Source organism: Gilliamella sp. Gris1-4 (assembly GCF_001690335.1).
GTDB classification, from domain to species: Bacteria; Pseudomonadota; Gammaproteobacteria; order Enterobacterales; family Orbaceae; genus Gilliamella; species Gilliamella apicola_P.
Genome location: NZ_LZHA01000041.1, coordinates 19,474 through 36,642, shown reverse-complemented (window position 1 = coordinate 36,642; position 17,169 = coordinate 19,474). Strand labels below are relative to the sequence as shown.

17 protein-coding genes are annotated in these 17,169 nt (G+C 36.8%); 9 read left to right on the top strand and 8 right to left on the bottom strand.

Annotated features, from left to right (window positions below; all coding sequences use genetic code 11):
- Window positions 1–516: IS5 family transposase (locus A9G31_RS05345; protein WP_065560772.1), on the bottom strand; the 516-nt coding region annotated here is incomplete at its 3' end.
- Window positions 517–713: 197 nt separating this feature from the next.
- Between A9G31_RS05345 and ychF the strand changes: the two genes are divergently transcribed.
- Window positions 714–1,805: a redox-regulated ATPase YchF gene (ychF, locus tag A9G31_RS05340; protein WP_034910937.1), complete on the top strand. Its 1,092-nt coding sequence runs from the start codon at window positions 714–716 to the stop codon at window positions 1,803–1,805.
- Between the two features lie 165 nt (window positions 1,806–1,970).
- On the top strand, window positions 1,971–3,197 hold the full coding sequence (gene moeA / locus A9G31_RS05335; protein ID WP_065560768.1) for a molybdopterin molybdotransferase MoeA: 1,227 nt from the start codon (window positions 1,971–1,973) through the stop codon (window positions 3,195–3,197).
- A 30-nt stretch (window positions 3,198–3,227) separates the two neighbouring features.
- Here moeA and A9G31_RS05330 read toward each other — a convergent pair whose 3' ends face one another.
- The 4 genes from A9G31_RS05330 to folB form a co-directional block, all read right to left on the bottom strand.
- The gene (locus A9G31_RS05330) at window positions 3,228–3,656 is read right to left on the bottom strand and encodes an EamA family transporter (protein WP_034910942.1); all 429 of its coding nucleotides are present in this window, start codon (window positions 3,654–3,656) and stop codon (window positions 3,228–3,230) included.
- Window position 3,657: 1 nt separating this feature from the next.
- The gene (locus A9G31_RS05325; RefSeq protein ID WP_065560767.1) at window positions 3,658–3,864 is read right to left on the bottom strand and encodes a hypothetical protein; all 207 of its coding nucleotides are present in this window, start codon (window positions 3,862–3,864) and stop codon (window positions 3,658–3,660) included.
- Window positions 3,865–3,927: 63 nt separating this feature from the next.
- Complete coding sequence (locus tag A9G31_RS05320; RefSeq protein WP_218056379.1) at window positions 3,928–4,983, bottom strand: MBL fold metallo-hydrolase; 1,056 nt, start codon at window positions 4,981–4,983, stop codon at window positions 3,928–3,930.
- The gene (gene folB, locus A9G31_RS05315) at window positions 4,961–5,332 is read right to left on the bottom strand and encodes a dihydroneopterin aldolase (protein WP_034910947.1); all 372 of its coding nucleotides are present in this window, start codon (window positions 5,330–5,332) and stop codon (window positions 4,961–4,963) included. Before folB ends, A9G31_RS05320 begins: the two co-directional genes overlap by 23 nt.
- Before the next feature lie 97 nt (window positions 5,333–5,429).
- On the opposite strand from folB, the gene rsmE reads away from it, so the two are divergent.
- From rsmE to nifJ, 7 genes are all read left to right on the top strand, one after another.
- Entirely contained in the window at window positions 5,430–6,155 is a 726-nt protein-coding gene (gene rsmE, locus A9G31_RS05310; protein WP_034910951.1) for a 16S rRNA (uracil(1498)-N(3))-methyltransferase, read from the top strand.
- Between the two features lie 182 nt (window positions 6,156–6,337).
- Window positions 6,338–7,294: a glutathione synthase gene (gene gshB / locus A9G31_RS05305; RefSeq protein WP_065560766.1), complete on the top strand. Its 957-nt coding sequence runs from the start codon at window positions 6,338–6,340 to the stop codon at window positions 7,292–7,294.
- Between the two features lie 3 nt (window positions 7,295–7,297).
- Window positions 7,298–7,750 (top strand): GNAT family N-acetyltransferase, encoded by a 453-nt coding sequence (locus A9G31_RS05300; RefSeq protein ID WP_034910958.1) that lies wholly within the window; start codon window positions 7,298–7,300, stop codon window positions 7,748–7,750.
- A gap of 21 nt (window positions 7,751–7,771) precedes the next feature.
- A complete protein-coding gene (locus tag A9G31_RS05295) occupies window positions 7,772–8,329 on the top strand; it encodes a YqgE/AlgH family protein (protein ID WP_034910961.1) in 558 nt (185 codons plus the stop codon).
- Window positions 8,330–8,332: 3 nt separating this feature from the next.
- On the top strand, window positions 8,333–8,743 hold the full coding sequence (gene ruvX / locus A9G31_RS05290) for a Holliday junction resolvase RuvX (protein WP_065560765.1): 411 nt from the start codon (window positions 8,333–8,335) through the stop codon (window positions 8,741–8,743).
- 98 nt (window positions 8,744–8,841) lie between these two features.
- Window positions 8,842–9,879, top strand: a complete 1,038-nt coding sequence (purM, locus tag A9G31_RS05285; RefSeq protein WP_065560764.1) for a phosphoribosylformylglycinamidine cyclo-ligase — start codon at window positions 8,842–8,844, stop codon at window positions 9,877–9,879.
- A gap of 280 nt (window positions 9,880–10,159) precedes the next feature.
- Window positions 10,160–13,702 carry a pyruvate:ferredoxin (flavodoxin) oxidoreductase gene (gene nifJ, locus A9G31_RS05280; protein ID WP_065560763.1) on the top strand — a complete coding sequence of 1,181 codons (3,543 nt, stop codon included), beginning with the start codon at window positions 10,160–10,162 and terminating at the stop codon, window positions 13,700–13,702.
- Window positions 13,703–13,955: 253 nt separating this feature from the next.
- On the opposite strand, the gene A9G31_RS05275 is transcribed toward nifJ, so the two are convergent.
- Genes A9G31_RS05275 through A9G31_RS05265 form a run of 3 tightly spaced genes read right to left on the bottom strand, consistent with a single transcriptional unit; the run spans window position 13,956 to window position 17,104 of the window.
- Complete coding sequence (locus A9G31_RS05275) at window positions 13,956–14,489, bottom strand: C40 family peptidase (RefSeq protein WP_065560762.1); 534 nt, start codon at window positions 14,487–14,489, stop codon at window positions 13,956–13,958.
- Window positions 14,437–15,795 carry a DUF3482 domain-containing protein gene (locus tag A9G31_RS05270; RefSeq protein ID WP_065560761.1) on the bottom strand — a complete coding sequence of 453 codons (1,359 nt, stop codon included), beginning with the start codon at window positions 15,793–15,795 and terminating at the stop codon, window positions 14,437–14,439. Before A9G31_RS05270 ends, A9G31_RS05275 begins: the two co-directional genes overlap by 53 nt.
- Window position 15,796: 1 nt before the next feature.
- On the bottom strand, window positions 15,797–17,104 hold the full coding sequence (locus tag A9G31_RS05265) for a DUF2868 domain-containing protein (protein ID WP_065560760.1): 1,308 nt from the start codon (window positions 17,102–17,104) through the stop codon (window positions 15,797–15,799).
- Window positions 17,105–17,169: the final 65 nt, after the last annotated feature.

Genomic DNA, 17,169 nt, shown 5'->3' with positions numbered 1-17,169 from the left:
CTCGCTGTCATAACCTTTATCGGCTATCACTGTATTGACTTCATCGAGCTTTTCAACTAGGTTTTCTGCATAAGTGATATCATGTCGTTGTCCTTCAGAAAGCTCAAAACAAATAGGCAAACCACCACTATCAACCGCAAGATGAATTTTAGTTGAATGACAACCACAGCTCTGACCTATTTGCTCGGAATGCTCCGTTGCAGCGCCTGTACTATGTTGATGAGCCCAGATAATCGAGCCATCTAGGAACACCCATTCAAAATCCGCTAGTTGTGATAAATGTTTGAAAATATCAACTAATATTCCTTTTTTAGACCACAAATTAAATCGTCTATAGACGGTGCTCCATTCACCAAACTCTTCTAGCAAATCTCGCCAAGGAATGCCGGTTCTCATTCGGAAAAGGATCCCCTCAAACGTCATCCGATGCCCGGATTTATTATAAACTCGGCCGGTATTTTTCATTATTTGTAGTGGCTTTTCCCACCATTTATCTGTTAGCATTGTTCTTGGCATGATGAATCGAGTTATGGTTGTTTTTTGCAGAATCATTATAACTCACATCATGCCGTATAAAAAATAATCACGAAAGATCAACACGCCCTAATTATCGGTTGATTTATTGATAAGAAGATTAGCACAAATAGCGCAATTTAGTATATAATCGCCCCTTATTTTTAAGATATTTTAAAACAAAAAAGGTAACAAACAGTATGGGATTTAAATGTGGGATTGTCGGATTACCGAATGTAGGTAAGTCAACACTTTTTAACGCACTAACTAAAGCTGGCATTGAAGCGGCTAATTTTCCGTTTTGTACTATCGAGCCAAATACTGGGGTTGTACCAATGCCCGATCCCCGTTTAGATGAGTTAGCTAAAATTGTTAAACCACAACGCACATTACCTACTACCATGGAATTTGTTGATATTGCTGGGCTTGTTAAAGGCGCATCAAAAGGCGAAGGTTTAGGAAATCAATTTTTAGCTAATATTCGTGAAACAGAAGCTATCGGTCATGTAGTGCGTTGCTTTGAAAACGAGAACATTGTCCACGTTGCGGGTAAAATCGATCCTGCTGAAGATATCGAAATTATCAATACCGAGCTAGCATTAGCCGATCTTGAAGCGTGTGAACGAGCAATAACTCGCCAACAAAAACGCGCTAAAGGTGGTGATAAAGACGCCAAATTTGAAGTGGAAATCCTTGAAAAGTGTTTACCTCATCTTGAGCAAGGCAAAAAGCTACTCTTATTAGATCTTAGCAAAGAAGAACTTGAAGCCATCAAATACCTTAGTTTTTTAACATTAAAACCAACAATGTATATCGCTAATGTGAATGAAGATGGTTTTGAAAATAACCCTTATTTAGATAAAGTAAAAGCAATAGCAGAACAAGAAAAAGCTGTTGTCGTACCTGTTTGTGCTGCAATTGAAGCAGAACTTGCTGAACTTGATGATGCCGATCGTGATGAGTTTATGCAAGATTTAGGTTTAACCGAACCAGGCTTAAATCGTGTAATTCGTGCTGGCTATAGCTTACTTAATCTGCAAACTTATTTTACCGCAGGCGTAAAAGAAGTTCGTGCATGGACAATTTCGGTTGGCGATACCGCCCCTCAAGCAGCAGGCAAAATTCATACCGATTTTGAAAAAGGCTTTATTCGTGCGCAAACCATTGCTTTTGATGATTTTATTAAATACGGCGGTGAACAAGGAGCTAAAGAGGCTGGCAAAATGCGTGCTGAAGGTAAAGATTATATCGTGCAAGATGGCGATATTATGAACTTCTTATTTAATGTATAGTTGATTATTTTACGTCGCCTTTTGGCGACGTTGTTATATTGATATCCATAATAACTAATTAATATTGATATAAAATTTATTTTTTTACTTAAACGTAGTGTTACCTGAAACTTTTTGTCAACTGAACCAATAATAGATTGGTAAATATAAGGACAGCCCACTTTTATGTTACTCACTTTTCAACAAGCCAAGCAACAACTACTTCAAAGCGCATCAACCATAAAATCGCTGCATAGTGAAAAAGTTACGTTATTTGATGCATTAGAAAGGATTACCGCTGAACCTGTAATTTCCCCTATTAATGTACCTAGTTTTGATAATTCAGCTATGGATGGTTATGCGGTTCGGTTAGCAGATTTTAAACAATCAAAATTGTTGCCACTGGCTGGTGCTATTTTTGCAGGTGATGATATAAACAATCTTCATTGGCCACAAGGCACTTGTTTACGCATTATGACAGGAGCTCCAGTGCCAAATGATGCCGATGCGGTTGTTATGCAGGAGCAGACCGAAAAATCTGATCTAGGGATTACCTTTTTAAGTAACGTAAAAGCTGGCGATAATATTCGTCGTATAGGTGAAGATGTTAAAAAAGGTGCGATCACAGTCAAAAAAGGGACTAAATTAACGATACCAACACTATCGACACTTGCAACATTAGGCATTAGTGATCTTGTTGTCTTTAAAAAATTAAAGGTAGCCATCTTATCAACGGGTGATGAATTAACCCCCATTGGTCAGCCATTATCTGGCAATGGCGCTATTTATGACAGCAACCGCTTCACACTAAAATTATTATTAACCAAACTTAACTGTGAGGTTATTGATCTCGGTATTATTGCTGATGATCTTACCGAAATCAAAAAAGCGTTAATAACTGCATCAAGTCAAGCTGGCTTGGTGATAACAAGTGGAGGCGTATCCGTCGGTGACGCTGATTATACCAAAACTGCACTTGAAACATTAGGACAAATCAATTTTTGGAAGATTGCAATGAAACCAGGAAAGCCTTTTGCCTTTGGCAAAATTGGCAATGCACTATTTTGTGGTTTACCTGGTAATCCCGTTTCGACCTTGGTGACATTTTACCAATTAGTGCAACCTTTGATTTTGGCGCTTTCAGGGCTTGAATATTCATCCATGGATTTTAGCTTTAAAGTTAAAACAGCAACAAATCTTAAAAAGACTGTCGGTAGGTTAGACTTTCAACGTGGTATGCTGCAAATCAATGCACAGGGCGAATTAGAAGTAAGTATAACTGGAGCGCAAGGTTCGCATATTACTCAGTCATTTAATCAAGCAAACTGTTTTATTGTGCTTGAACAAGAACGAGGCAATGTAGCTAAAGGTGAACTTGTTACTGTTGAGCTATTCAATGCGCTATTAAAGTAGCCTAGGTTCAGGTTAATGCACTATTTAATATCAAAATAGTGCAACCAATATCGCCCCTGCCGCAATCATGGCAACGCCAATCCCTGCTAACAACGAGATCTTTTCACCAAATAAAACAACGGCAAACACAACAGCAAAAACTACGCTTAATTTGTCAATTGGCGCAACTTGCGACACCTTGCCTTCTTTGATCGCCATAAAGTAAAATAGCCAAGATAACGCACCTGCAATACCGCTTAGCGCAATAATAAGTAATGCCTTTTTATCATTAAAAAAAGTGTTGATGAGATTTAATTTACCTTGAACAACAACCACACCGACTAAAAAAATGGCCATTACAACGGCACGAATTGCAGTTGCGGTGTTAGCATCAAGATGCTGTAAACCTATTTTCCCTAAAATAGCTACACTTGCCGCAGTAATAGCAGAAAGTAATGCGTAAATAAGCCATGCACTCATATTAGTATTTATCGACTTTAAATAGATATTGTTGATTATTGGAATTAGTATTACATTGTTGCGATTTATTCATTACACCACGACAATCTTCTAAAACACCGTGAACTTTTGACCAATGATAGGTCTTGCCTTCGTCGTTTTTCCCACCACATCCAACTAATGCTAGGCTAAACATTAAACAAGATAGCCCAATAACTGCTACTTTCATTTCTTTCTCCTTTTTGGCAAATACATTAAATAATTATAGGTATTATATTTGTTTCTATTGAAGTTATTTTAATTCATAATTGATACGTTTAATAGCTAAAGTACCACCTATTTTTAATAGATGAAAAGCGCGCTCGGCTTTGTATTCAATTAATAATTGAGGTGGTTCATCTAATGGTTCATCAGCTAATTCAAATGCCCCCCAATGAATGGCTATTGCGCAATGACAATTGAGTTCGTCATATAACTGCACAGCTTGTTTGGGATCGATATGCTGTGATTGCATATACCAACGTGGTGCATAAGCCCCAATTGGAATTAATGCCAAATCAATTGAAGGAAATCGCTTAGCGATCTCTTTTAATTCAGCAGAGTAGCATGTATCCCCCATAAAATAGACTGTCTTTGATTGATCTTGATTATCAATATTAGATTGAATCACCCAACCACACCATAATGCTTTATTTACATCAAATAATCCACGATTGCTCCAGTGTATAGCCGACGTTGCCGAAAAAGTAAGCCCATCAACAGTTACGCTATCCCACCAATCTAATTCAGTAATCTGTTTTGCTCCCAATTTTAATAATGCTTTTTTTAAACCAAGAGGAGCCATTATTGCAATATTAGGAAAACGCACAATTAATTTCCGAATGCTATGATAATCAAGATGATCATAATGGTTATGTGAAATTACAATAAAATCAATCTGCGGTAGTTGTTCGATTTCTAAAGCTGGAGGTGTGCGACGTTTCGGTCCGATCAATTGTAATGGCGAAGCTCGTTTAGAAAAGATAGGATCTGTCAAAATCATTTTACCGCCCAAACGAATCAATGTTGTTGAGTGACCAATCCACCAAACTCTATCATCGGGCAAGTCAAGATTTATTTGCTCAAACCACGTCTGATTAAAGTTGTGATAACCCTCTTTAGGAGGTAAAACTTTACGTTCAAAACGCCAACGCAAAAACTCACTTATTTTTATTTTAAAAGATTCGTCGTGCCTAAACCCTTTAGCTGTATGATGTTTTTTGTTAGTAATTAAATCTTGCTTTTTATTATCTATCATTGTTACAGTATCTTGACCACTAGTTAGTTTATTTATTTGCCGTACGTTCAATTATTACAGCAACATTTCGAGCATTAGCTATTGCATTCGGTTTGGATACTTTAACTTTAAGCCAATTAACCGAAAATTGTTGAATAATACGCTCAGCAATACGCTCAGCAACACATTCAATCAATTCAAAATTCGAACATTCAACCAATTGTGTTATAGTTTGACTAACCACAAAATAATCTAAGCAAAGTGATACATTATCACTTTCTCCAGCAGGTTTATTATCCCACGCCATTTCAAGATCAATAATTAATTTTTGTTTGATGGTCTTTTCCCACTCATATACGCCGATGGTGGTTAAAACAGTTAATCCTTCGATTAATACCCTATCTTTGCTATATGTATTCATACCTGATTCCAAAACATAAGTTACATTAAATAGAGATTACCGAATCTTGTTAAATTACGCTATAATTTATTGCAAATAATATAAGATATACAAAATTATGACTCGAATTTTTCAACCATTTACCATTGAGCCAAATAGTCTTGTTACCCTAGATGATAATGCATTTAACCATCTTATTCGCGTGTTACGCATGAAAGTAGGTGAAAATATTATTTTATTTGATGGTTCAAACCATATTACTCCTGCAGTTATATATGAAATCAATAAAAAAACAGTTACAGTAAAAACCTCTTTGCCCATTTTAGATAATCGTGAATCACCATTAGATATTCACTTAGGGCAAGTGATTTCACGCGGTGAAAAAATGGAGTTTACAATTCAAAAATCAGTCGAATTAGGCGTAGCGAGTATTACCCCACTCCTTTCTGAACGTTGTGGCGTCAAACTTCATGAAGAAAGGCTCGAAAAGAAAATCCAGCAATGGCAAAAAATTGTTATTTCTGCTTGTGAACAATGCGGTCGAAACGTGATCCCAGTTATTCATCCAGTAATGAAGTTAGAAAGTTGGTGTGCTAGTTTAACCGAAGGCTTAAAACTCAATCTACACCCCAAAGCTGAATATGGTATTAAACAGTTGACTAATACGCATAAACAAATTCACTTACTAATTGGACCTGAAGGTGGTTTATCTGATAATGAAATTAGCATGACACATAACTATCATTTTTCAGACATTTTACTCGGCCCTAGAGTGTTGCGAACAGAAACTGCAGCATTAACGGCTCTCACCGCCTTACAAGTACATTTAGGCGATCTTGGATAAATATATCTTATACAAATGATAAGTAATGATTGCTTTGCAACTGAACTTGTAACGAGTATGATAACAACAAATATTAAATTTTAATTTGGGTATTATGATTAAAAACCTGTTAAAAAGTTTCAGGAATACCCATGTTTCAGTATAAAACAATTTTATAAAGACAAAATAGGTAAGGAGTCATCATGATAAAGCTGGGCATTGTAATGGATCCAATTAGTCACATCAAAATAAAAAAAGATACCAGTTTTGCCATGTTACTTGAGGCGCAAAAAAGGGGTTATGAACTTTTTTATATTGAAATGCATGACCTTTTTCTAGATAATGGCGAAGCTTATGCCACAACTCGCTCTTTAACAGTTTATAACGATAAAGATCATTGGTTTGAATTTGGGCAAGAACAGACAATTCCACTAAGTGACCTTGACACAATTTTAATGCGTAAAGATCCACCTTTTGATACTGAATATATCTATGCTACATACATTCTAGAGCGTGCCGAAGCTAACGGTGTGTTAGTCGTAAATAAACCACAAAGTCTACGCGATTGTAACGAAAAGCTTTTTACCGCTTGGTTTGCCGAGTTTACACCAAAAACCTTGGTTACACGTCAAACACAGCATATCAAAGCTTTTCACGAACAACACCATGATATCATTTTAAAACCACTTGATGGCATGGGGGGATCATCCATTTTTCGAATCAAACAAGACGATCCCAATGTTTCAGTGATTATTGAAACGTTAACCGAACATAACACACGTTATTGCATGGCTCAAAACTTTATTCCTGCGATTAAAGACGGTGATAAACGTGTATTAGTGGTTGATGGTGAACCTGTACCTTATTGTTTAGCACGAATCCCTCAAAAAGGTGAAACTCGTGGCAACCTTGCTGCTGGAGGACATGGCGAAGTTAGAGCCTTAAGCGAAAGCGATTGGCATATAGCTAAAAGCATCGCCCCAGTTTTAAAAGAAAAAGGCCTACTATTTGTAGGACTTGATATCATTGGTGATAAGTTAACCGAAATTAACGTTACCAGCCCAACCTGTGTTCGTGAAATTGAAGCAGCTAACCTAGGCCTTTCAATTACCGGTATGTTAATGGACGCAATAGAACATCGATTAAATAAAAAGAGTTAAACAATGATTAGAGAATATAAACCCACAGATTTAAACAGTGTAATGACGATATGGTTGCAAGGTAATTTGCAAGCTCATAGCTTTATCAATCCTGAGTTTTTTAAACAAAATTGTGATTTAGTAAAAATGTTAATTCCAATGTCTACTTTATACGTTCAAGACCTTGATGGAGTTAAAGGGTTTATCGGTATAACTGAAAATTATATTTCAGGTCTATTTGTAGATGAAGCTTTTCGCCGGCAAGGAACAGGTAAAGCTCTTGTTGAAAAAGCAAAACAACGCCATAACGAACTGTTGGTACATGTTTATAAAAAAAATACTAATGCGATCAACTTTTATCTTTCTCAAAATTTTGAAATTGTTTCAGAATCGATCAATGAAGAAACAAATGAACCAGAATTATTAATGCACTGTAATGTTGAACACAACGTTAAAATTGGCAAATGTGCATTATAAAATTAACTTGAATGTGAAACTATGAATTTAAAAAACCATTTTATTATCGCAATGCCAACACTTGATGATTCTATGTTTAGTCATTCAGTTATTTATATTTGTGAACATAATCGTGATGGCGCTATGGGGATTATGATTAATAAACCAATTATTGAACTTAATGTGGCAACCGTTCTTGCACGTTTAGAAATTACATCACCTACAAGTTGCGCAGAACTAGAACAACCTGTATTTTGTGGTGGCCCCATTGCTGATGAACAGGGTTTTATTTTACACACACCTTTAGATGGGTTTGCTTCTAGTATTCAGATTTCAGATGATGTGATGATTAGTACTTCGCTTGATGCACTTAAATCAATCGGCTCTCCTGAACAGCCCCAAAATATCTTTTTGGCTTTAGGTTATTCAAGCTGGCAGTCTCTACAACTCGAAAATGAAATTGCTCGTAATGATTGGTTAGTGGTTGATGCCGATCCTCAAATTATTTATGAAGTTGCCATTGATGAACGTTGGCAAAAAGCCGCTCAATCACTTGGAATCAATATGAATACTATTTCACACCAAATGGGAAATGCATGACCCATGGCAACCATTATCGCATTTGATTTTGGCACTGCCAGTATTGGAGCGGCTATTGGACAAGATATAACTAAAACAGCCAATCCTTTATGCTCGTTTAAAGCCCGCAATGGTATTCCTAACTGGCAAGCTATCGAAAAGGTATTAAATGAGTGGAAACCTGATTTTTTAGTCGTTGGGCTTCCCCTAAATATGGATGGCACCGAACAACCATTAACAGCCCGAGTTCGTAAATTTGCTAATCGGTTGCATGGCAGATTTGGTTATCAAGTACATTTGCAAGATGAGCGGTTATCGACCGTTGAAGCAAAATCACATATTTTTGCTTCACGAGGTTATCGAGCACTTGAAAAGGGTCATGTTGATGCAACTTCTGCCATTATTATTTTGGAAAGTTGGTTTGAAAATAATTAGTAATTTTATTTAATTGGTTATTTTGTAAATAATTAATCGCCATTAAATTTCATCCTTGCTAAAATAGTAACAACTTTTTATTGTAAGGACTACTTACCGTGTCAAACAACAATTCTCTTAGTTATAAAGATGCTGGTGTCGATATTGATGCTGGCAATGAACTTGTTAATCGTATTAAATCTGTTGTTAAAGAAACCAAACGACCTGAGGTTATGGGTGGACTGGGTGGCTTTGGCGCACTGTGTGCTATTCCACAAAAATATAAAGAACCTATTTTAGTATCTGGTACCGATGGTGTCGGAACTAAATTACGTCTAGCCATGGATTTAAATCGCCACGAATCAATCGGCATCGATTTAGTAGCAATGTGTGTTAACGATCTGATTGTACAAGGTGCTGAACCTTTATTCTTCCTTGATTATTATGCTACCGGCAAACTTAATGTTGATGTTGCAGCCACTGTGGTAACTGGTATTGCTGAGGGTTGTAAACAATCGGGTTGTGCTTTAGTTGGCGGTGAAACAGCCGAAATGCCGGGTATGTATCATGGTAATGACTATGATTTAGCAGGATTTTGCGTTGGTGTTGTTGAAAAGTCGGCTATGATTGACGGTAGTAAAGTACAAGATGGTGATGCATTAATTGCATTAGCATCAAGCGGTGCTCATGCTAATGGCTATTCATTAGTGCGTAAAATAATTGAAGTCAGCGGTGTAAATCCTGCCACTGAACAGTTAGATGGCAAAACTCTTGCCGATCACCTACTTGCACCAACTAAGATCTACGTTAAGTCCGTTCTTGACCTTATTACTCAAGTTGATGTGCACGCCATTGCCCATATTACAGGCGGCGGATTTTGGGAAAACATCCCTCGCGTATTACCTGATAATACACAAGCCATAATTAATGAAGCAAGCTGGCAATGGCCTGAAATATTTAATTGGTTACAAAAAGCAGGTAATGTCAGCCGTCATGAAATGTACCGCACCTTTAACTGTGGCGTTGGCTTAATTATTGCTTTACCAAAACAGTTCGCCGATCAAGCAATTACTTTACTAAATAATCATGGTGAAAAGGCATGGTTATTAGGTGAAATTAAACATGCTACATCAGGCGAGCGCGTTGTAATAAAATAGCGTACAATCTATTGGAGATATTATTCAACTTTATAAGTTGGATAATATCTATAAACTATTCCCATAATTATCGATTTAAACAATAATCTATGGTATGACTCTAAGATATTATTATTTTATTTTCAGTTGTCATCATTCATCTATTAGAAACCCAAAAAATCAACGCATTTTACTTCAAAATTAATGTAAAATAGCTCAAAGCAATCTAAGTTTTTGATACAATAATATAAAATATTATAACAAAGTAATGTCATAACACTATAAAATAAAAGGTTTTTTAATGATCATATCAGACGCTAATAGTGCGGTGTCATCCGTCGCTTATCGGGCAAACGAAGTCATTGCTATTTACCCAATCACACCAAGCTCAACCATGGCCGAGCAAGCTAGTACTTGGGCTGAGTTTAATAAACCAAATGTCTTTGGTGATACACCAAGAGTGATTGAAATGCAATCCGAAGCAGGTGCAATTGCAACCGTTCATGGGTCATTAATGACAGGTGCACTTGCAACTTCGTTTACTTCATCACAAGGTTTGCTTTTAATGATCCCATCGCTGTACAAAATAGCCGGTGAACTGACTCCTTTTGTTTTGCATGTTGCCGCACGTACTGTTGCAACGCATGCTCTTTCAATTTTTGGCGATCATTCTGATGTGATGGCAATTAGGCAAACTGGTTTTGCGATGCTTTGTTCTAGTTCAGTGCAAGAAGCGCAAGATTTTGCCTTAATTTCGCAAATGGCCAGTTTTAATAGCCTTGTTCCTTTTGTTCATTTTTTTGATGGATTTAGAACCTCACATGAAGTTAATAAAATCTATCCAATAAGTGATGACCAAATCCGTAATTTATTACCACACGAAGCCATTAAAGCCTATCGCTCACGAGCATTAACGCCTGATAAACCGGTAACTCGAGGTACATCAGCTAATCCTGATACATACTTCCAGTGCCGAGAAGCGATAAATACTTATTATGATAATGTCTATCAACATGTTGTTGATGCTATGGATGCTTTTGCAGCAGAAACAGGCCGAAAGTATCAACCATTTGAATATTATGGTGCTAGTGATGCTGAGCATATTATTGTTATTATGGGATCTGGTGCTAGCACCGCAAAAGAAGTAGTTGATGTTTTACTTAAACAAAACGAAAAAGTCGGGGTTGTGATCGTTCGGCTATTCCGCCCATTTTCAGCCAATCATCTGCTCGAAGTTATTCCAAGTACTGTTAATAAAATTGCTGTGCTTGATAGAACTAAAGAGCCGGGAGCACAAGCCGAACCGCTTTATTTAGATATTATGACCGCATTTGCTGAAAGCCTGTCGCGCAAAGAATGCGCAACTATGCCACTTATTATAGGTGGACGTTATGGGTTATCATCTAAAGAATTTGATCCTCGTTGTGTACTTGCTATTTTTACTGAACTTGGATTAGATAAACCCAAACCACGTTTTACCGTTGGTATTTATGATGATATAACTGGGCTTTCTTTACCTTTACCTGACCAATCAATACCACAAAAATCTGCTCTTGAAGCGCTATTTTATGGGCTTGGCAGTGATGGCACGGTATCTGCAACCAAAAATAATATTAAAATTATTGGTGATAATTCTCCTTTTTATGTACAAGGATATTTTGTATATGACTCTAAAAAGGCAGGAGGTTTGACGACTTCACACTTACGAGTCAGCTTAGATCCAATTGATTCACCCTATTTAATTACCAGTGCACACTTTATTGGCTGCCACCAAGATCAGTTTATCGATAAATATCAAATTGTTAATAAGTTAAAAGACGATGGCATCTTTTTGCTTAACACGCCGTATAGCAAAGATGAAGTTTGGCATAGACTTCCAAAAGAAGTGCAAGCTCAATTAATACAAAAACGAGCACACTTTTACATTGTCAATGCGGCAAAAATAGCTCGTGAATGTAATTTAGGTGCAAGAATTAATACCGTTATGCAGGCGGCATTTTTTCATCTAGCTGGAATTTTTAAAAACGATTTTAATATCGCCCAATTAAAAGAAGTCATTGCCAAAAGTTACAGCAGTAAAGGACAAGATTTAGTTGAAAATAACTGGAAAGCGCTCGACTTAGCTATAGCTTCGCTTGAACAAATACCACTTAGCTGTGTTGACCAAAGCAGTTCAACAATGCCATCTATTGTACCTGCTAACGCGCCTGATTTTGTTAAAACAGTCACTGCTGCAATGTTAGCTGGTTTAGGCGATAATTTGCCTGTATCAGCATTTCCACCCGATGGAACTTGGCCTATAGGTACAACTAAGTGGGAAAAACGTAACATTGCTGAAGAGATCCCTATTTGGCAACCCGAACTCTGTACCCAATGTAATCATTGTGCGGTTGCTTGTCCTCATGCAGCTATTCGAGCTAAGGTTGTTGATCCTGATGAAATGATCAATGCGCCTGATTCATTAAGCTCACTTGAAGTAAAAGCTCGTGATATGAAGGGACAACGATATGTTTTACAAGTTGCACCAGAAGATTGTACTGGCTGTAATTTATGTGTCGAAGTGTGCCCAGCTCGTGATCGTAATAATTTTGAAATTAAAGCCATTAACATGCGATCACGTATCGATAATCTTGAGACTCAACGCACTAACTTTGAGTACTTTACTGCATTGCCTGATCGTGATATCAGCACGCTTGAACGCATTGATGTGCGCACATCACAATTACTTACACCTCTATTTGAATATTCGGGTGCTTGCGCAGGTTGTGGCGAAACACCATACATCAAATTGTTGACCCAACTTTATGGTGACCATTTAGCCATTGCCAATGCCACTGGCTGTTCATCAATTTATGGTGGCAACCTTCCATCATCGCCTTATACTACTGATCGAAATGGTCGTGGTCCAGCTTGGGCAAACTCATTATTTGAAGATAATGCAGAGTTTGCATTAGGATATCGTATTACTTATAACCAACATAAAAAACGAGCGTTACGGTTACTTGATTATGTAGCTGGCGACATTTCGCCCGAAATAGTCATCTCCTTAAAATCGCCAGAAACCTCTATAGCGGAAAAACGTCAACAAGTCGAGTTATTACGTGAACAGCTTGCACACTTAGATTCTTCGCAAGCACAAGAGTTGATGATAGATGCAAATTATTTGGTAGATAAGTCAGTTTGGGCTATTGGTGGCGATGGTTGGGCTTACGATATTGGATTCGGCGGGCTTGATCATGTTATGAGTTTAACTGATAACGTAAATATATTGGTATTAGACACTCAGTGTTATTCAAACACTGGAGGTCAACAATCAAAAGCTACGCCGATGGGTGCGGTATCAAAATTTGCTGATTTAGGTAAGCATAAAGCACGTAAAGATCTTGGTGTTAGTGTAATGATGTATGGCCATGTCTATGTTGCACAAGTTGCATTAGGTTCACAACTTAACCAAACTCTTAAAGCCTTACAAGAAGCCGAAGCTTATGATGGACCATCTTTAGTTATTGCTTATAGTCCTTGTGAGGAACATGGCTATGATCTGGCTAAATCGCATGAACAAATGAAAGATCTAGTTAAGTCAGGATTCTGGCCTTTGTATCGTTACGACCCACGCCGTATGGCAGAAGGCAAACCAGGATTGGTGCTAGACTCAAAAGCACCAAATAGCGAGTCACTAACTGGTATCTTACTAAAAGAGCAACGTTTCCGTCGTTTAGAAACACTTGAACCTGTAATTGCAAATACCTTGCATGAACGTTCAACAAAAATGGCAGATTCTAAATATAAATTCTTACAGATGCTAGCAACCTATTCGGATATTGAGACACCAGCAGATAGCTGACAATAGCTATACAAGGTAATTAATATTTTATACAGGGCTGTTTTTAATAACAGCCTTTCAACTGTTAGTTCAACAATTAGAAGCCAAATAACTGAGATAGGTTGCCGAGCAAAATCCTTAAATGCCAATTAAAAGTTACGAAATTTAAATAACTACTTTTGTTTCAAATAAAAATAAAGCTCTTTAAATATTAGCTAATTTAAAGAGCTTTTTGTTATTATTATTCGTTAAAGATAACGATGAAATAAATAGTTTAGCTACCCGTCACTCGACGCGCCATCCAATAATGCTTCTTCCAATAACTTTCATTTAAATTCGAGTAAGTTACACCTTTTGATGTTGAAGCGTGTAAAAATTTACCGTCAGCATAATAAATACCAACATGTAAACCACTACGGCTACGACCTGTTTTAAAGAATACTAAATCGCCAGCTTTAGGGGTATTTACCTTAACACCTAACCGAGCTTGTTCAGCAGCACTTCTTGGCAAAGTTTTTGAAAGTTTATTTTTGAAAAAATTCATTACTAAACCTGAGCAATCGCTACCGGCTAAAGTTGTACCACCATAACGATATGGTGTATTTTGCCATTTTTTATAGTGAGATTCTATTTTAGCTAACATAGCTGGATCTGATTTAATATTTCTAGTAGAAACTTGTCCTTGGCTAGTACTACAACCAAATAACACAAAGAGAGAAAAGATCAATGTGGTTATTAAAAAACGCTTCTTCACATTAATGCAGTTGCTGAGCAACGTCTCTAATAGTCGATTGTCTTTTTTTATCATTTCTTTTTGTTCCTTTATTTAAAGTCGACCAATACGAATAACGTCTTGCTACCTTTAGGCTTTTAGGTAACACGCCTTTTTCCCATTCAGTTTTATCTATTTTAGATAACTTAACAGGGCTAGTATCCGCATGGCTACGATGATTTAAACTTTCTTTAAGGCGGATTAATCGTAAAGAAAGAAAACAAATAATAACATCATCAACGCTTAATTTTCTATATCCAGAAAGCTGGTACCGCATTCTGGAACCATAATGTTTTGCAGTTTGCATTAAACTACCAACTACTGCACCAATTAGCGCAGCCGAGCCAAGTGAGATCCCTCCAGTTGCTAAATCTATACTAGCTCCAATTGTCGCACCTTGAACAAAGCCTTTAGTCAAATGAACACCCATCATTTTTAAAGCATCCACATTAAAAAGGTCAGCATTATAGCGACCCTTTATTAAAGGCAAACTTTCTTCACTCTCTTGAGTTGAATCAAATTGATACAATTTTAATAATTCATTGATCGCTTTTTGTTCCCGCTTTCTAACTTTATTTTGCATATCAGTTATTGCTTGGTTATCTTCTGATTTAGCCATTTCATAAAAAGCTGTAACATCAACAAGCGTTTCGGCAATAATCCGATTAGCGGTTTGATTACGAGAATCGCAAATTTGTGCGATTTTATTTAGCCAATTATCTAATATTTTTTTAGCAGGCTCAACCAATAAAGCAAGGCTATGGTACAAACGCTCCTCTCCATCCAATGGCGGGAATATTGCGTCAAACCGGATGATAGCATGAATCCCTATGCGTGACAGCAATATTTTCCATTCCTTTTCATTTTGATTACTATCGGCAGTAAAGTTCAAAACTGCTAATATGGGTTTATCACTATTGGCTAAAATAGCTAATTCATCGTGATACTTAGCTAATACAGGCTCTCGGACATCTATCACATAAATAGCCGCATCACTGTTTATCAGTTGCCTAATGACTTTAGCTTCTTGATTAAATACGTTTTCAGACTCAGGGCTTTGTAAAAAAAGTGTTAATTTATCGACACCATCAAGTTTTGCATTAGCAGGAATTATTTGGTTAATATAATCATAAAGCGCTAAACTGTCTTCCAATCCTGGGGTATCATAAAAGACTATTGATTCATTATGCTCAAGCGGCAATGTTATTGATTCAACATGCCTAGTGGTGCCAGGACTATCAGACACATTTCCAAAATGGCTATTACGAATTAAGGTACGTAATAAAGATGTTTTGCCAACATTAGCATGACCAACTATTGCTAATTTTAATGTTGATAGCATTTTAGAGAGCCTCACTTAGCCAGTCAGGTTGAGCCAACTGTAAAGATAATGATTGCCAATTATGATACTGTTTACCTTGATTAATAAACCAAATACGAGTCTGCTGAGATTTATTAATCAGTTGATTAATAAAATTCAATACTCCCCTATCTGGCGCTCTATCGGTATCAACCGCAATTAATAATTTTTGAGCTGGCGTTAATTGCAAATAATCTAGAATATTACTGCGCTGTTCACGGGTATTTAAAAAACCTAAAAATGAAACAGAGTCAGGATAATGCCAAGTTTCTTGCACATCAATGGCAACCAAAAAATTACCTTCTCCAGCTTCAATTGAATGCGCTGAAAAATGCCATTGGTGACTGCTACTGCCTAATTTATCAGCATCCTCAATATTAACAAATAATGGCTGCAACTGATTGGCTAATATCTGATAATCGGGATGAGAAATGTTTAGCTGAATTCGACGACAACTAATAAGCCAATTAACACCACAAAACATCATACACAAAAACCGCAATATCAATCCGTAAACAATAAATACACCTAACAGCCAAATAGCCCACGATGCTCGAATTTCACCGGCAGTTAACGCATGTTCACTTAGCTTTATAACCTCGTCTTTAGGAATTTCAAAACCAAGAAATGAAGGCAAATAGCCCAAATAATGAGTTAAACCAACAATCGTATCTGAACTAAGCAAAGTGGTTTGCCATTCAAAACTGTAATTCTTGGTTGAAAATAGCACAACCAATACTAATAATGCACAACTTAAAATCACAGTCCAAAACAGGTTAAGCACAAATCCAATAAGCCAACGAATACGAGAGCCAAACAATTCAACAAATGCAGGGATCAGTTGTTGCACAGTCTTTTTTTGAGAAAGCTTTTTAGCCAACCATAACCAACAATGAATTAATAAACTGCCACCAAAATTGGAAAAAAAGAAAAACGAACTGAGCCAGATAGATAGTGTAATTAAATGAATACCTAATAAACTAAAAAGTGCCCAATACAAATTGATAGGGTTTTGACTTAATGCCCCCAATGCTAAAGATCCACCTAAAAAAACAGATAGTAAGAGTAATAATACAAAAGAAAGCTTTACCGATCGCAAAAGTACTTTTTGAGCCAAATACAATCCATTTTGTTTAGACAACATAATTGCCCGCATCACAATTCGATCTGAAAGTGACACTTGTTCTGCTCTTACTTGTCGGTTGATATCTTGATCAGAAAACCGCCCAGATTCTGTTTCAATTAAATGGATAGCTTCGGTCAACCAGAGTGATTTTAACTTTTGTCGCATTAGACTTAATTTTCACCATTATAATGAATGACGTATAAAAGAAACGCGACATAAGTCGCGTTCAA

Bases quoted from the DNA above. Each gene is read 5' to 3' on its own strand.
- ychF (WP_034910937.1), top strand. From the start codon at position 714: ATGGGATTTAAATGTGGGATTGTCGGATTACCGAATGTAGGTAAGTCA.
- moeA (WP_065560768.1), top strand. From the start codon at position 1,971: ATGTTACTCACTTTTCAACAAGCCAAGCAACAACTACTTCAAAGCGCA.
- A9G31_RS05330 (WP_034910942.1), bottom strand. From the start codon at position 3,656: ATGAGTGCATGGCTTATTTACGCATTACTTTCTGCTATTACTGCGGCA.
- A9G31_RS05325 (WP_065560767.1), bottom strand. From the start codon at position 3,864: ATGAAAGTAGCAGTTATTGGGCTATCTTGTTTAATGTTTAGCCTAGCA.
- folB (WP_034910947.1), bottom strand. From the start codon at position 5,332: ATGAATACATATAGCAAAGATAGGGTATTAATCGAAGGATTAACTGTT.
- rsmE (WP_034910951.1), top strand. From the start codon at position 5,430: ATGACTCGAATTTTTCAACCATTTACCATTGAGCCAAATAGTCTTGTT.
- gshB (WP_065560766.1), top strand. From the start codon at position 6,338: ATGATAAAGCTGGGCATTGTAATGGATCCAATTAGTCACATCAAAATA.
- A9G31_RS05300 (WP_034910958.1), top strand. From the start codon at position 7,298: ATGATTAGAGAATATAAACCCACAGATTTAAACAGTGTAATGACGATA.
- A9G31_RS05295 (WP_034910961.1), top strand. From the start codon at position 7,772: ATGAATTTAAAAAACCATTTTATTATCGCAATGCCAACACTTGATGAT.
- ruvX (WP_065560765.1), top strand. From the start codon at position 8,333: ATGGCAACCATTATCGCATTTGATTTTGGCACTGCCAGTATTGGAGCG.
- nifJ (WP_065560763.1), top strand. From the start codon at position 10,160: ATGATCATATCAGACGCTAATAGTGCGGTGTCATCCGTCGCTTATCGG.
- A9G31_RS05275 (WP_065560762.1), bottom strand. From the start codon at position 14,489: ATGATAAAAAAAGACAATCGACTATTAGAGACGTTGCTCAGCAACTGC.
- A9G31_RS05270 (WP_065560761.1), bottom strand. From the start codon at position 15,795: ATGCTATCAACATTAAAATTAGCAATAGTTGGTCATGCTAATGTTGGC.
- A9G31_RS05265 (WP_065560760.1), bottom strand. From the start codon at position 17,104: ATGCGACAAAAGTTAAAATCACTCTGGTTGACCGAAGCTATCCATTTA.